The sequence below is a fragment of the Staphylococcus condimenti genome (assembly GCF_001618885.1).
Classification (GTDB): domain Bacteria; phylum Bacillota; class Bacilli; order Staphylococcales; family Staphylococcaceae; genus Staphylococcus; species Staphylococcus condimenti.
Genome location: NZ_CP015114.1, coordinates 2,567,357 through 2,583,322, shown reverse-complemented (window position 1 = coordinate 2,583,322; position 15,966 = coordinate 2,567,357). Strand labels below are relative to the sequence as shown.

Below are 15,966 nucleotides of genomic sequence, written 5' to 3'. Positions count from 1 at the left end.
CTCTACCGACAACAACAAATATTTTAGTCATTTTAATTATTTGCTAGGACTCGAACTTTAGTAATTGTATCTACTAAATGTTTAAGTCCTATTTCCGATTGAATGGGACTTTTGAACGTCCCAATTCTTGTTGGGACGTTTTTTTATTTGAATTGACGGGGGGAATATTTGTGAGAAGCGATCAAATCAAAAAAGGAGATCAACAAGCTCCGGCTAGAAGTTTACTTCATGCCACAGGACAAATTAAAGAACCAACAGATATGAATAAACCATTCGTTGCTATTTGCAACTCTTATATCGATATCGTTCCAGGACATGTTCATCTCAGAGAATTAGCAGATATTGCTAAGGAAGCCATTAGAGAAGCGGGTGCTATCCCCTTTGAATTCAATACTATCGGCGTAGATGACGGTATCGCTATGGGACACATTGGAATGCGTTACTCATTACCATCAAGAGAAATCATTGCTGATGCAGCAGAAACAGTTATCAATGCACACTGGTTCGATGGTGTATTCTACATTCCGAACTGTGACAAAATCACACCCGGCATGTTAATGGCAGCAGTAAGAACCAATGTTCCAGCAATCTTTTGCTCAGGCGGACCAATGAAAGCTGGTTTATCTGCACAAGGTAAAGCACTCACACTTTCATCTATGTTCGAAGCTGTCGGTGCATTTAAAGGCGGTTCAATGACCCAAGAGGAATTCTTAGATATGGAACAAAATGCCTGCCCTACTTGCGGTTCATGTGCTGGAATGTTCACAGCAAACTCAATGAACTGTTTAATGGAAGTACTCGGCTTAGCATTACCATATAACGGTACTGCACTTGCTGTCTCAGACCAAAGAAGAGAAATGATCAGACAAGCTGCTTTCCAATTAGTTGAAAATATTAAAAATGATTTAAAACCTCGAGACATTGTAACAAAAGAAGCTTTAGATGATGCGTTTGCATTAGATATGGCGATGGGCGGTTCAACAAACACTGTACTGCATACATTAGCTATCGCGAATGAAGCAGGTGTTGATTACGATTTAAAACGTATTAATGAAATCGCAAAACGTACACCATATCTTTCTAAGATTGCACCAAGTTCTTCATACTCTATGCACGATGTACATGAAGCCGGTGGCGTACCTGCTATTATCAATGAATTGATGAAAAAAGAAGGTACATTACATCCTGACAGAGTTACTGTTACAGGCAAAACATTGCGTGAAAACAATGAAGGAAAAGAAATCCAAAATGAAGATGTAATTCATCCATTAGATAACCCTTACGATAAAGAAGGCGGATTATCAATTCTATACGGCAACCTGGCTCCAAACGGTGCAGTTATCAAAGTCGGCGGTGTAGATCCAGAAATCAAAACATTTAAAGGAAAAGCAATTTGTTTTGATTCTCACGACGAAGCTGTTGAAGCCATCGATAATCATACAGTAAGAGAAGGCCACGTGGTTGTCATTCGTTATGAAGGACCTAAAGGCGGCCCAGGCATGCCAGAGATGCTTGCCCCTACTTCTTCTATCGTCGGCAGAGGCCTCGGCAAAGATGTAGCACTTATCACTGACGGCCGCTTCTCAGGCGCGACACGCGGTATCGCAGTCGGTCATGTATCTCCAGAAGCTGCTTCAGGTGGACCAATCGGATTAATTCATGACGGTGATGATATTACTATCGACTTAACAAACAGAACATTAGATGTAGAAGTTTCAGATGAAGTATTAGAACAACGCAAGTCAGAAATCAAACCATTTAAAGCAAAAGTTAAAACAGGTTACCTTGCACGTTATACAGCACTAGTGACAAGCGCAAATACAGGCGGCGTAATGAAAGTACCTGAATATTTAATCGAGGAGTGAGTATTATGTCTAACCCACAAATGACTGAACATGAAAATCATACAGCTGACACTCAAGCAGATCGACTGACGGTAGAAACAAAGCCCACTGAAAGAAGCGGTTCAGAATTACTAGTAGAAGCACTCGTCAAAGAAGGAACTGAACAAATCTTCGGTTATCCGGGCGGTGCAGTGCTTCCATTATATGATACATTTTATGACGGCAAAATCAGACATATCTTAGCAAGACATGAACAAGGTGCCGTACATGCAGCAGAAGGTTATGCCAGAGTTTCTGGCAAACCTGGTGTTGTAGTTGTAACAAGCGGTCCAGGTTCAACTAACGTTATTACTGGTATTGCTGATGCATACAGTGATTCATTACCGCTTGTAGTCTTTACAGGACAAGTTGCGACACCTGGAATTGGTAAAGATGCTTTCCAAGAAGCAGATTTGCTTTCAATGACAACACCAATCACAAAACATAATTTCCAAGTTAAACATCCTGACGAGATTCCAAGTGTTGTACATCAAGCATTTCACATTGCAAATACAGGACGTAAAGGTCCTGTAGTCATCGACTTCCCTAAAGATGTAGGTATCTTAAAATCTGAAGCTGACGTGACAGATGAACTTGATTTACCAGGATATCACTTAGCAGATGCACCGGAACCATCAGATATCGATTATGTGTTAGCCAAATTGAAAGACGCTAAAAAGCCAGTATTGCTGGTAGGAGCTGGTGTAAGACATTCACAATCTGGTCCGCAATTGACTGAGTTTGCCGAAAGACATCAGGTTCCAGTAGTTACAACTTTACATGGTTTAGGTACAATTCCATATGAAAATCCACTCTTCTTAGGTATGGGAGGCATGCATGGTTCATACGCTGCTAACATGGCACTTTCTGATTGTGATCTGCTTATCAATTTAGGCAGTCGTTTTGATGATAGATTAGCAAGTAATCCAGAGGAATTTGCTAAACATGCAACAGTTGTACACGTTGATATCGATGCATCTGAAATTGACAAAATCATCAAAACAGATTTAGGCATTGTAGCTGATTGCAAACTTGTACTTGAATCATTATTGAACGAAAGCAATCATTACACTGACCATGAAAACTGGGTTGAATATTGTTTAAACAATAAAAAAGATCATCCATTTGCCTATACAGATGAAGAAGCAGATGTTTTCAATAAACCTCAAAAAGCAATTGAATATATCGGCAAAATTACAAATGGTGATGCGATAGTTACGACAGATGTTGGACAACATCAAATGTGGGCTGCACAATTCTATCCATTTAAAGATCATAATCAATTTGTTACAAGTGGCGGATTAGGTACAATGGGCTTCGGTATTCCATCAGCAATCGGTGCTAAACTTGCATCTCCAGATAAAACAGTAGTTTGTTTTGTGGGTGACGGCGGATTCCAAATGACAAACCAAGAAATGGCATTGCTGCATGAGTATGGTTTAGATATCAAAATTGTTTTAATCAATAACGGAACACTTGGTATGGTAAAACAATGGCAAGATAAATTTTTCAATCAACGTTTTTCACATTCAGTTTTCAATGGCCAACCAGATTTCCAAAAATTATCTGAAGCATATGGTGTTAAAGGTTTCTTAATTGATGACCCAGCTCAATTAGAAGCAGATCTTGATAAAGCATTTGCTTATGAAGGCCCAGCACTGATTGAAGTCAGAATCTCACCAAAAGAACCTGTTTTACCAATGGTTCCAAGCGGCAAAGCAAATCATGAAATGGAGGGTGTACTATGAGACGCACATTTAAAACACAAGTATTAGATAAATCAGGTACTTTAAACCGTTTAACAAGTACATTTTTACGCAGACAATTCAATATTGTAACGTTAAGTGTTACACCAAGTACAACCCCAGGTATTTCAGATTTAACTTTTGTAGCTGAGCTTGACGAAGCAGATCAAGTCCAATCATTGATCCGCCATTTGGAAAAGCAAGTGAATGTTTTAACTGTACAAGATATCACAGATACAAGCACTTACAGCGTTGAATTATTATTAGTAAAAGTTGCAACACCTTCTGAAAATGAAAATTTATATGAACTTATCCAACAAAGTGATGCGCTAGTTTCAGTATTGAAAGAAGAAGATGGTTTTACTTACTTGCAAGCAGCTGGTAGTGAAACTGCTTTGAATCAATTGCTTGAACAACTATCATCACTAGAGATCAAACAAGTTTCTCGAACAGGAACTGCAGCTTTATTATAGTTTGAAAATTCTAAATATTTTAAAATCAAAACAACCAAAATTTGGAGGAATTTATTATGACAACAGTTTATTATGACGAAACAGTAAAAGAAGATGCTTTAAAAGGTAAAAAAATTGCAGTAGTTGGTTATGGTTCTCAAGGCCATGCTCATGCACAAAACTTAAAAGACAATGGTTATGACGTTGTAATCGGTATCCGCCCAGGTAATTCTTTCGATAAAGCTAAAAAAGACGGATTTGATGTATATCCAGTTGATGAAGCAGTAAAACAAGCTGATGTAGTAATGGTATTATTACCTGATGAAATCCAAGGTAAAGTATATGAAGAAGAAATCGCACCAAACTTAGAAGCTGGCAACGCTTTAGCATTTGCACACGGCTTCAACATCCACTTTGATGTTATCCAACCACCTGAAGATGTTGATGTTTTCTTAGTTGCTCCTAAAGGTCCAGGACATTTAGTAAGACGTACATTCACTGAAGGAAGTTCAGTACCTGCCCTATTTGGTGTAGAACAAGATGCTTCTGGTAATGCTTTCAACTTAGCTTTAAGTTATGCAAAAGGTATCGGCGCAACAAAAGCTGGAGTTATCGAGACTACATTTAAAGAAGAAACTGAAACTGATTTATTTGGTGAACAAGCTGTACTTTGCGGTGGTGTGACACGTTTAATCCAAAGTGGATTTGAAACATTGGTTGAAGCAGGTTACCAACCAGAATTAGCTTATTTTGAAGTATTGCATGAAATGAAATTAATCGTTGATTTAATGTATGAAGGCGGAATGGAAACAATGCGTTATTCTATCTCTAATACTGCAGAATATGGCGACTATGTTTCTGGCCCACGTGTTATCACTGATGATGTTAAACAAAACATGAAAGCTGTCTTAGAAGATATCCAAAACGGTAAATTCGCAAACAGCTTCATTGAAGATAATAAAAATGGTTTCAAAGAGTTCTACAAATTGCGTGAAGAAGCACAAGATCATCAAATTCAAGAAGTTGGTAAAGAACTTCGTGAAATGATGCCTTTTGTTGAAAATAAAACTATTGAAAAATAATTAAAAAATCAGGAGGTTGATTATTATGAGTCATATTCAAGTATTTGATACAACACTAAGAGATGGTGAACAAACACCGGGGGTCAGCTTTTCATTTGATGAAAGGCTAACAATTGCAAAGCAATTAGAAAAATGGGGTGTCGATGTTATCGAAGCTGGTTTCCCTGCTTCTAGTCAAGGGAGCTTCGATTCTGTAAAAGCAATCTCAGAAACTTTAACAAAAACAGCTGTGGTCGGTTTAGCACGTTGTAAGAAAAGCGATATCGATGCAGTATATGAAGCAACGAAAGATGCTAAATATCCACAATTACATGTTTTTATTGCATCCAGCCCTATCCACTTAGAGCATAAACTTAAAATGACTCAAGAAGAGTTGCTAGAAAACATTACAGAAAATGTAAGTTACGGCAAATCTTTATTCGATGTAGTCCAATTTTCACCAGAAGATGCAACACGTACTGATTTAGATTTCCTAGTAAAATGTGTGCAAACAGCAGTAGATGCGGGTGCATCGATTATCAATATTCCTGATACTGTTGGATTCAGCTACCCTTCTGAATTCGGAAATATTTTTAAAGTACTGATTGAAAACGTTAAATCTGATCATGAAGTTACTTATAGTGCTCATTGTCATGATGATTTAGGTCTAGCTGTTGCAAATAGTATGGCAGCAATTGAAAATGGCGCAACCCGTATCGAAGGTGCAGTTAATGGTATTGGAGAACGTGCGGGTAATACGGCTTTAGAAGAAGTTGCACTTGGTCTTTATGTTCGCCGTGACCATTATGGAATTGAAACAAATTTAAAATTAGATGAAACAAAAGCAACTTCTGATTTAGTCGCAAGTTTTGCAGGAATTCGAGTCCCTCGTAACAAAGCGATTGTAGGACAAAATGCATTCAGTCATGAATCAGGCATCCATCAAGATGGATTCTTAAAACATCCTGAAACTTATGAAATTATGACACCTCAACTTGTAGGTATTAAATCATCAGAATTACCACTCGGTAAATTGTCTGGTAAACATGCATTTGCTGAAAAACTTAAACAATTAGGCTATGATATTACAGCTGAAAAACAAGTGGAATTGTTCAAACAGTTTAAATCAATTGCTGATAAAAAGAAAAATGTTTCTGACCATGATGTACATGCACTTGTTCAAGGTCACACTCACGAAACTAATGCTGCTTATCAAGTTGAAACTTTGCAATTGCAATTCGTTTCTGAAGGTGTCCAAAGTGCAGTTGTGGTTCTTAAAGATAATGAAGGTAAAGAATATCCTTCAGCAGCAATTGGAACTGGTTCAATCGTCGCAGTCTATAATGCAGTCGATCAGATTTTCAATGCTCCTTCTGAATTATTGAATTATCAAATCACATCAGTAACAGAAGGTTCAGATGCACAAGCTCAAGTAAATGTTGAAATTCGTATTGATGGTAAAACATATTACGGTATTGGTGTTGACCACGATGTCTTGCTTGCATCTTGTAAAGCATATGTAGAAGCCAATTCAAATCACCTAGCTGATACAGCAAGAAAGGATGGCGTTGTTTCATGACCTACCAAATAACAGCCCTCCCAGGTGATGGTATCGGTCCTGAAATTTTATCAGGCACTTTGCAAATACTTGAAAAACTAAGTAAAAAATACCAAATTGACTATAACCTTGAAACTTATGATTTTGGAGGGGCCGCTATAGATAACTATGGCGACCCGCTTCCAACTTCAACACTTGAAGCTTGTAAGAAAGCAGATGCAATTCTACTCGGTGCAATCGGTGGTCCGAAATGGAATGATCATCCTAAACGTCCAGAAGCAGGTTTACTTGCTTTACGTAAAAATTTAGAACTATATGCCAATTTGCGACCGACTAAGGTTGTTGAAGGTGCGACTCGCTTTTCTCCTTTGAAAGAAGAACGTGTTGCAGGTACTGACTTTGTTATTGTACGTGAATTAACTGGCGGACTTTATTTTGGTGAACCTAAGCAACTAGAGGAAAATCAAGCTATTGATTCATTAACCTATACAAAAGCTGAAATCGAACGTATTGCCCATGCTGCTTTTCAATTAGCTGAAAGCAGAAATAATAAATTAACTTCTGTAGATAAAGAAAATGTATTAGCTTCCAGTAAGTTATGGAGACAAACGATAAATGAAGTTTCTGAGAACTACCCAGACGTTGAGGTCGAACATTTATTAGTTGATGCATGCAGTATGCATTTAATCACACGACCTACTCAATTTGATGTGATTGTTACAGAAAATTTATTTGGAGATATATTGAGTGATGAGGCTTCAGTAATACCTGGTTCTTTAGGGCTCTCCCCTTCAGTCAGTTATGGCCAAAAAGGAACTAAACTTTATGAGCCAATTCACGGATCAGCTCCTGATATAGCTGGCAAAAACATTGCTAACCCAACAGGTATGGTACTTTCATTAGCAATGTGCTTCCGAGAAACATTTAACCAAAATGAAGCGGCTGATGAATTAGAAAGTATTGTTTATCAACTCATTAAAGATGGAATAACAACACCTGATTTAGGTGGTAACACAAGTACAAAAGATATTTTCAATAAAATTTTACAACAACTTTAAAGGATGGTGATTAAGATGGGACAAACACTTTTCGACAAAATTTGGAATCGTCATGTGCTCACTGGTAAAGAAGGTGAACCGCAATTATTATATATCGATCTTCATCTTATTCATGAAGTTACTTCACCTCAAGCCTTTGAGGGCCTTAGAATTCAAAAACGACCATTACGCCGTCCTGACTTAACTTTTGCAACGATAGATCACAACGTTCCAACTGAAGATATTTTCAATATCAGAGATGAAATTGCAGCAACACAAATTAAAACTTTGCAAAATAATTGTGCTGAATTCGATGTAAAACTGTTTGATAACGGTACAGAGCAACAAGGTATCGTACATATGGTCGGACCAGAAATGGGGTTAACACAACCTGGTAAAACAATTGTTTGCGGCGACTCTCATACTGCAACACATGGTGCCTTCGGTGCTATTGCTTTTGGTATCGGTACTAGTGAAGTTGAGCACGTCTTTGCGACACAATCATTATGGCAAACTAAACCTAAAAACTTGCTGATTGATATCAATGGTGAATTGCCTAAAGGCGTGTATGCAAAAGATATCATTTTGCATTTAATCAATCAATACGGCGTGGATTTTGGTACTGGATATGCATTAGAGTTCGGTGGTTCTACAATGCGTAATCTTTCAATGGATGAAAGAATGACAATTTGCAACATGGCCATAGAAGCTGGTGCAAAGTATGGTCTTGTTCAACCAGATGAAACAACTTTTGAATATGTAAAAGATAGAACTTATGCTGATTTGACACCAGAAAAACTGGAATACTGGAAGTCATTATATAGTGATGACGATGCACAATTTGATCGTGTCATTGAATTAGACGTTACTCAGCTTGAACCTCAGGTAACTTGGGGAACAAGCCCAGAAATGGGCGTAAGTTTCAACACTCCTTTCCCTGCTATTGAAAATATCAATGATGAACGTGCTTACCAATATATGGGACTCAAACCAGGTGAAAAAGCAGAAGATATTGAGCTTGGATATGTCTTTTTAGGATCATGTACAAATGCACGTCTGTCAGACTTAGTTGAAGCAAGTAAATTTGTAGAAGGTCATCAAGTGCATCCAAATATTACTGCAATTGTTGTACCTGGATCAAGAAGCGTGAAGCATCAAGCTGAAGCTTTAGGTATTGATAAAATATTCAAAGATGCAGGATTCCAGTGGAGAGAACCTGGTTGTTCAATGTGTTTAGGTATGAATCCGGACCAAGTACCTGCTGGAGTACATTGTGCTTCAACAAGTAACCGTAACTTCGAAGGAAGACAAGGCAAAGGTGCACGTACACACTTAGTATCCCCTGCTATGGCAGCAGCTGCAGCAATTGAAGGACGCTTTGTAGATGTCAGAAATTGGGAGGCGGTCATCAATGCTTAAAATAGAACCCATTACTCAGTTTGAAGGAAAAGTCGGAGTACTTTTTAATGATAATATCGACACGGACCAAATTATACCTAAAGTGCACTTAAAAGGTGTTTCAAAAACTGGTTTAGGTCCTTATGCTTTTGATGAATGGCGCTATTTAGAAGATGGCAGTGAAAATCCGAAATTTGAATTAAATCAACCGAAATACCGCGGCGCATCAATTTTGATTACTGGTGATAATTTCGGATGCGGTTCAAGCCGTGAACATGCAGCTTGGGCACTTAAGGACTATGGTATTCAAATTATCATTGCTGGTAGTTTCAGTGATATTTTTTATATGAACTGTACTAAAAATGCGATTCTGCCAATTGCATTAGATCGAAAAGAACGAGAATATCTTTCTGATTTCAAAGAACTGAAAATAGATTTACCGAATCAAAAAGTAATAACACCAGATAAAGAAATTCATTTTGATATTGATTCTACTTGGAAAAATAAACTTGTCCAAGGATTAGATGATATTGCAGTGACATTGCAGTACGATGATGAAATAAAAAAATATGAAGAATCATATCAATAATTATAAGGAGTGAGCGAAATGACTGTACAAACTGCTGTATCAGCCAAAGAAATAGAAGATGCTTTTTTAACATTGCAGCCGATTGTAAAACAAACACCTTTAGAAAGAGATCATTATTTATCTTTAAAATATGATTGTAATGTTTATTTGAAAAGAGAAGACTTACAATGGGTAAGATCTTTTAAATTGAGAGGCGCTTATAATGCAATTGAAGCATTGACAGATAATGAAAAAGCAAAAGGAATTACATGTGCAAGTGCAGGAAATCATGCACAGGGAGTTGCATTTACAGCCAAAAAAATGAATTTAAATGCTGTTATCTTTATGCCTGTCACTACTCCTCTTCAAAAAATCAACCAAGTAAAATTCTTCGGCGGAGATAATGTCGAAATTGTTCTAGTTGGCGACACATTCGACGATTGTTTGAAAGAAGCATTAGAATATACTGACGAGCATAATATGAATTTCATTGATCCTTTCGATAATGTCAATACGATTGCAGGACAAGGGACAATAGCTGCTGAAATTTTAGACCAAGCTGAAGAAGAAAATTTAGACATTGACTATCTTTACGCTGCTATCGGCGGTGGAGGTTTAATTTCAGGTGTAGGCACATACTTTAAATCCGAATCACCCAGCACTAAAATTATAGGCGTAGAACCAGTTGGTGCAGCAAGCATGTTTACTTCAGTTGTATTAGAAAAACAACGTGTTAAACTACCAGAAATTGATAAGTTCGTTGATGGTGCCTCTGTTGCTCAAGTTGGTAGAATTACCTATGATATCGCCCAACAAGTTGTAGATGATTATTTACAAATTGACGAAGGTGCTGTTTGTTCTACGATTTTAGATATGTACTCTAAACAAGCTATTATTGCAGAGCCTGCAGGTGCTTTGAGTGTAGCAGCTTTAGAAGCGCATAAAGATGAAATAAAAGGTAAAACAGTGGTTTGTATAATTAGCGGTGGTAATAATGATATCAACCGTATGAAAGAAATCGAAGAAAGATCTCTCTTATACGAAGAAATGAAGCATTATTTCATCTTCAACTTCCCTCAAAGACCAGGTGCATTAAAAGAATTTGTTAATGATGTTTTAGGACCAAATGATGATATTACTAAATTTGAATACCTTAAAAAATCATCTCAAAATACTGGTACAGTAATTATTGGAATACAGTTGAAAAATCATAATGACCTTCCTAGATTAAAAGAAAAGGTTCAAGAATTCGATCCATCCAACATTTATATTAATGATAATAAAATGTTATACTCCTTACTGATTTAAATATAAACAGTTATAAAGCAACAAAGCTGGATATCTTATACTATATTTTTGTAGTGTAAGATATCCAGCTTTTTCGTTTTTTATGAAAAAATAAGCAATAAAAAAAGACCTCGAACTCGAGATCTCAATGCGGCTCATCGCATCCATAAATATATAACTTACGATTATACATTCAAAACTAGATAGTAAGTAATTATCAATTCAACCAGTCAAAACTTGAAATTGGATTAAGTCTTCGATCGATTAGTATTCGTCAGCTCCACATATCGCTATGCTTCCACCCCGAACCTATTAACCTCATCATCTTTGAGGGATCTTATAACCGAAGTTGGGAAGTCTCATCTTGAGGGGGGCTTCATGCTTAGATGCTTTCAGCACTTATCCCGTCCATACATAGCTACCCAGCTATGCCGTTGGCACGACAACTGGTACACCAGAGGTATGTCCATCCCGGTCCTCTCGTACTAAGGACAGCTCCTCTCAAACTTCCTGCGCCCACGACGGATAGGGACCGAACTGTCTCACGACGTTCTGAACCCAGCTCGCGTACCGCTTTAATGGGCGAACAGCCCAACCCTTGGGACCGACTACAGCCCCAGGATGCGATGAGCCGACATCGAGGTGCCAAACCTCCCCGTCGATGTGAACTCTTGGGGGAGATAAGCCTGTTATCCCCGGGGTAGCTTTTATCCGTTGAGCGATGGCCCTTCCATGCGGAACCACCGGATCACTAAGTCCGTCTTTCGACCCTGCTCGACTTGTAGGTCTCGCAGTCAAGCTCCCTTATGCCTTTACACTCTATGAATGATTTCCAACCATTCTGAGGGAACCTTTGAGCGCCTCCGTTACACTTTAGGAGGCGACCGCCCCAGTCAAACTGCCCGCCTGACACTGTCTCCCGCCATGATTAATGGCGCGGGTTAGAAATCCAACACAGCTAGGGTAGTATCCCACCAACGCCTCCACGTAAGCTGGCGCTCACGTTTCTAAGGCTCCTACCTATCCTGTACAAGCTGTGCCGAATTTCAATATCAGGCTACAGTAAAGCTCCACGGGGTCTTTCCGTCCTGTCGCGGGTAACCTGCATCTTCACAGGTACTATGATTTCACCGAGTCTCTCGTTGAGACAGTGCCCAAATCGTTACGCCTTTCGTGCGGGTCGGAACTTACCCGACAAGGAATTTCGCTACCTTAGGACCGTTATAGTTACGGCCGCCGTTTACTGGGGCTTCGATTCGTAGCTTCGCAGAAGCTAACCACTCCTCTTAACCTTCCAGCACCGGGCAGGCGTCAGCCCCTATACATCACCTTACGGTTTAGCAGAGACCTGTGTTTTTGATAAACAGTCGCTTGGGCCTATTCACTGCGGCTCTTCAGAGCGTGAACCCTAAAGAGCACCCCTTCTCCCGAAGTTACGGGGTCATTTTGCCGAGTTCCTTAACGAGAGTTCTCTCGCTCACCTTAGAATTCTCATCTTGACTACCTGTGTCGGTTTGCGGTACGGGCGCCAAATCTCTAGCTAGAGGCTTTTCTCGACAGTGTAAAATCAACGACTCGAGGAAAACATGTTTCCTCTCCCCATCACAGCTTGACCTTAAGAATGGCGGATTTGCCTACCATTCAGTCTCACTGCTTGGACGTGCACTCCAACAGCACGCTTCGCCTATCCTACTGTGTCCCCCCATCGCTTAAAACGATCATTGGCGGTACAGGAATATCAACCTGTTATCCATCGCCTACGCCTGTCGGCCTCGGCTTAGGACCCGACTAACCCAGAGCGGACGAGCCTTCCTCTGGAAACCTTAGTCAATCGGTGGATGGGATTCTCACCCATCTTTCGCTACTCACACCGGCATTCTCACTTCTAAGCGCTCCACATGTCCTTGCGATCATGCTTCGACGCCCTTAGAACGCTCTCCTACCACTGTCCGAAGGACAGTCCACAGCTTCGGTAATATGTTTAGCCCCGGTACATTTTCGGCGCAGTGTCACTCGACTAGTGAGCTATTACGCACTCTTTAAATGATGGCTGCTTCTAAGCCAACATCCTAGTTGTCTGGGCAATACCACATCCTTTGCCACTTAACATATATTTTGGGACCTTAGCTGGTGGTCTGGGCTGTTTCCCTTTCGAACATGGACCTTATCACCCACGTTCTGACTCCCAAGTTAAATTGATTGGCATTCGGAGTTTGTCTGAATTCGGTAACCCGAGAAGGGCCCCTCGTCCAAACAGTGCTCTACCTCCAACAATCATCACTTGAGGCTAGCCCTAAAGCTATTTCGGAGAGAACCAGCTATCTCCAGGTTCGATTGGAATTTCTCCGCTACCCTCAGTTCATCCGCTCACTTTTCAACGTAAGTCGGTTCGGTCCTCCATTCAGTGTTACCTGAACTTCAACCTGACCAAGGGTAGATCACCTGGTTTCGGGTCTACGACCAAATACTCAACGCCCTGTTCAGACTCGCTTTCGCTGCGGCTCCGCATTCGCTGCTTAACCTTGCATCAGATCGTAACTCGCCGGTTCATTCTACAAAAGGCACGCCATCACCCATTAACGGGCTCTGACTACTTGTAAGCACACGGTTTCAAGTTCTCTTTCACTCCCCTTCCGGGGTACTTTTCACCTTTCCCTCACGGTACTGGTTCACTATCGGTCACTAGAGAGTATTTAGCCTTGGGAGATGGTCCTCCCGGATTCCGACGGAATTCCACGTGCTCCGTCGTACTCAGGATCCACTCAGGAGAGAATCGACTTTCGACTACAGGACTTTTACCTTCTCTGGTCCAACTTTCCAGTACGGTTCGTCTAATCGATTCTTTTGTAACTCCATGCAGAGTGTCCTACAACCCCAATGAGCAAGCTCATTGGTTTGGGCTCTTCCCGTTTCGCTCGCCGCTACTCAGGGAATCGAGTTTTCTTTCTCTTCCTGCGGGTACTAAGATGTTTCAGTTCTCCGCGTCTGCCTTCAGACATGCTATGTATTCACATGTCGATAACACAACATAACTTGTGCTGGGTTCCCCCATTCGGAAATCTCTGGATCAACGCTTACTTACAGCTACCCAAAGCATATCGTCGTTAGTAACGTCCTTCATCAGCTTCTAGTGCCAAGGCATCCACCGTGCGCCCTTAATAACTTAATCACGTTATTAATTATGTGAGTAATCTTCTTTGCCGTCGGCAAATTGATTACTAGCGATTCATTTAAATGAATAAAGCTTTAAAACTCTAATTCACTCGGTTTTGCTTGGTAAAATCTATTTATTACTTACTTATCTAGTTTTCAATGTACAATCATGAATACTCGGATGAGCATTCAAAACTGAATACAATATGTCAATGTTAATCCGTCAGTTTCTGTTGAAACTGTTCCGTATAATATCCTTAGAAAGGAGGTGATCCAGCCGCACCTTCCGATACGGCTACCTTGTTACGACTTCACCCCAATCATTCGTCCCACCTTCGACGGCTAGCTCCTAAAAGGTTACTCCACCGGCTTCGGGTGTTACGAACTCTCGTGGTGTGACGGGCGGTGTGTACAAGACCCGGGAACGTATTCACCGTAGCATGCTGATCTACGATTACTAGCGATTCCAGCTTCATGTAGTCGAGTTGCAGACTACAATCCGAACTGAGAACAGCTTTATGGGATTTGCTTGACCTCGCGGTTTTGCTGCCCTTTGTACTGTCCATTGTAGCACGTGTGTAGCCCAAATCATAAGGGGCATGATGATTTGACGTCATCCCCACCTTCCTCCGGTTTGTCACCGGCAGTCAACTTAGAGTGCCCAACTTAATGCTGGCAACTAAGCTTAAGGGTTGCGCTCGTTGCGGGACTTAACCCAACATCTCACGACACGAGCTGACGACAACCATGCACCACCTGTCACTTTGTCCCCCGAAGGGGAAGACTCTATCTCTAGAGCGGTCAAAGGATGTCAAGATTTGGTAAGGTTCTTCGCGTTGCTTCGAATTAAACCACATGCTCCACCGCTTGTGCGGGTCCCCGTCAATTCCTTTGAGTTTCAGCCTTGCGGCCGTACTCCCCAGGCGGAGTGCTTAATGCGTTAGCTGCAGCACTAAGGGGCGGAAACCCCCTAACACTTAGCACTCATCGTTTACGGCGTGGACTACCAGGGTATCTAATCCTGTTTGATCCCCACGCTTTCGCACATCAGCGTCAGTTGCAGACCAGAAAGTCGCCTTCGCCACTGGTGTTCCTCCATATCTCTGCGCATTTCACCGCTACACATGGAATTCCACTTTCCTCTTCTGCACTCAAGTTTTCCAGTTTCCAATGACCCTCCACGGTTGAGCCGTGGGCTTTCACATCAGACTTAAAAAACCGCCTACGCGCGCTTTACGCCCAATAATTCCGGATAACGCTTGCCACCTACGTATTACCGCGGCTGCTGGCACGTAGTTAGCCGTGGCTTTCTGATTAGGTACCGTCAAGGTGCGCATAGTTACCTACGCACTTGTTCTTCCCTAATAACAGAGTTTTACGATCCGAAGACCTTCATCACTCACGCGGCGTTGCTCCGTCAGGCTTTCGCCCATTGCGGAAGATTCCCTACTGCTGCCTCCCGTAGGAGTCTGGACCGTGTCTCAGTTCCAGTGTGGCCGATCACCCTCTCAGGTCGGCTACGTATCGTTGCCTTGGTAAGCCGTTACCTTACCAACTAGCTAATACGGCGCGGGTCCATCTATAAGTGACAGCAAGACCGTCTTTCATTGCAGAACCATGCGGTTCCGCATATTATCCGGCATTAGCCCCGGTTTCCCGGAGTTATTCCAGTCTTATAGGTAGGTTACCCACGTGTTACTCACCCGTCCGCCGCTAACGTCAGAGGAGCAAGCTCCTCATCTGTTCGCTCGACTTGCATGTATTAGGCACGCCGCCAGCGTTCATCCTGAGCCAGGATCAAACTCTCCATAAAAGTTATGATTT

General features: G+C 41.0%; 9 protein-coding genes and 2 rRNA genes. 9 read left to right on the top strand and 2 right to left on the bottom strand.

The features are described from left to right. Positions 1 to 170: 170 nt before the first annotated feature. From ilvD to ilvA, 9 genes are read left to right on the top strand one after another with little or no spacing between them, the layout of a single operon-like run. The gene (gene ilvD / locus A4G25_RS12400; RefSeq protein WP_047132787.1) at positions 171 to 1,865 is read left to right on the top strand and encodes a dihydroxy-acid dehydratase; all 1,695 of its coding nucleotides are present in this window, start codon (positions 171 to 173) and stop codon (positions 1,863 to 1,865) included. A gap of 5 nt (positions 1,866 to 1,870) precedes the next feature. Further along, the gene (ilvB, locus tag A4G25_RS12395) at positions 1,871 to 3,631 is read left to right on the top strand and encodes a biosynthetic-type acetolactate synthase large subunit (protein ID WP_371093510.1); all 1,761 of its coding nucleotides are present in this window, start codon (positions 1,871 to 1,873) and stop codon (positions 3,629 to 3,631) included. Next, positions 3,628 to 4,101, top strand: a complete 474-nt coding sequence (gene ilvN / locus A4G25_RS12390; RefSeq protein ID WP_047132786.1) for an acetolactate synthase small subunit — start codon at positions 3,628 to 3,630, stop codon at positions 4,099 to 4,101. The genes ilvB and ilvN overlap by 4 nt, the downstream gene beginning before the upstream one ends. Positions 4,102 to 4,157: 56 nt before the next feature. Further along, positions 4,158 to 5,162, top strand: a complete 1,005-nt coding sequence (gene ilvC, locus A4G25_RS12385) for a ketol-acid reductoisomerase (RefSeq protein WP_015900807.1) — start codon at positions 4,158 to 4,160, stop codon at positions 5,160 to 5,162. 22 nt (positions 5,163 to 5,184) lie between these two features. Further along, positions 5,185 to 6,720, top strand: a complete 1,536-nt coding sequence (locus A4G25_RS12380) for a 2-isopropylmalate synthase (RefSeq protein WP_047132856.1) — start codon at positions 5,185 to 5,187, stop codon at positions 6,718 to 6,720. Then, positions 6,717 to 7,757, top strand: a complete 1,041-nt coding sequence (gene leuB / locus A4G25_RS12375) for a 3-isopropylmalate dehydrogenase (RefSeq protein ID WP_047132785.1) — start codon at positions 6,717 to 6,719, stop codon at positions 7,755 to 7,757. Before A4G25_RS12380 ends, leuB begins: the two co-directional genes overlap by 4 nt. Positions 7,758 to 7,772: 15 nt before the next feature. Then, positions 7,773 to 9,155: a 3-isopropylmalate dehydratase large subunit gene (leuC, locus tag A4G25_RS12370; RefSeq protein ID WP_047132784.1), complete on the top strand. Its 1,383-nt coding sequence runs from the start codon at positions 7,773 to 7,775 to the stop codon at positions 9,153 to 9,155. Next, positions 9,148 to 9,723: a 3-isopropylmalate dehydratase small subunit gene (gene leuD, locus A4G25_RS12365; RefSeq protein ID WP_047132783.1), complete on the top strand. Its 576-nt coding sequence runs from the start codon at positions 9,148 to 9,150 to the stop codon at positions 9,721 to 9,723. Before leuC ends, leuD begins: the two co-directional genes overlap by 8 nt. A gap of 18 nt (positions 9,724 to 9,741) precedes the next feature. Beyond that, positions 9,742 to 11,010, top strand: coding sequence for a threonine ammonia-lyase IlvA (gene ilvA / locus A4G25_RS12360; RefSeq protein WP_047132782.1), 1,269 nt, complete (start codon positions 9,742 to 9,744; stop codon positions 11,008 to 11,010). Positions 11,011 to 11,233: 223 nt separating this feature from the next. Here the strand turns inward: ilvA and A4G25_RS12355 are convergent. Both A4G25_RS12355 and A4G25_RS12350 read right to left on the bottom strand, forming a co-directional pair. Next, positions 11,234 to 14,158 (bottom strand): 23S ribosomal RNA (locus A4G25_RS12355). 245 nt (positions 14,159 to 14,403) lie between these two features. Continuing rightward, positions 14,404 to 15,955: ribosomal RNA gene (locus tag A4G25_RS12350) — 16S ribosomal RNA — on the bottom strand. Together the 16S and 23S rRNA genes form the textbook arrangement of a ribosomal RNA operon. Between the last annotated feature and the right edge of the window lie 11 nt (positions 15,956 to 15,966).

Excerpts from the sequence above, each read along its gene's own strand:
- ilvB (WP_371093510.1), top strand. The coding sequence starts at position 1,871 with ATGTCTAACCCACAAATGACTGAACATGAAAATCATACAGCTGACACT.
- ilvN (WP_047132786.1), top strand. The coding sequence starts at position 3,628 with ATGAGACGCACATTTAAAACACAAGTATTAGATAAATCAGGTACTTTA.
- ilvC (WP_015900807.1), top strand. The coding sequence starts at position 4,158 with ATGACAACAGTTTATTATGACGAAACAGTAAAAGAAGATGCTTTAAAA.
- leuB (WP_047132785.1), top strand. The coding sequence starts at position 6,717 with ATGACCTACCAAATAACAGCCCTCCCAGGTGATGGTATCGGTCCTGAA.
- leuC (WP_047132784.1), top strand. The coding sequence starts at position 7,773 with ATGGGACAAACACTTTTCGACAAAATTTGGAATCGTCATGTGCTCACT.
- leuD (WP_047132783.1), top strand. The coding sequence starts at position 9,148 with ATGCTTAAAATAGAACCCATTACTCAGTTTGAAGGAAAAGTCGGAGTA.
- ilvA (WP_047132782.1), top strand. The coding sequence starts at position 9,742 with ATGACTGTACAAACTGCTGTATCAGCCAAAGAAATAGAAGATGCTTTT.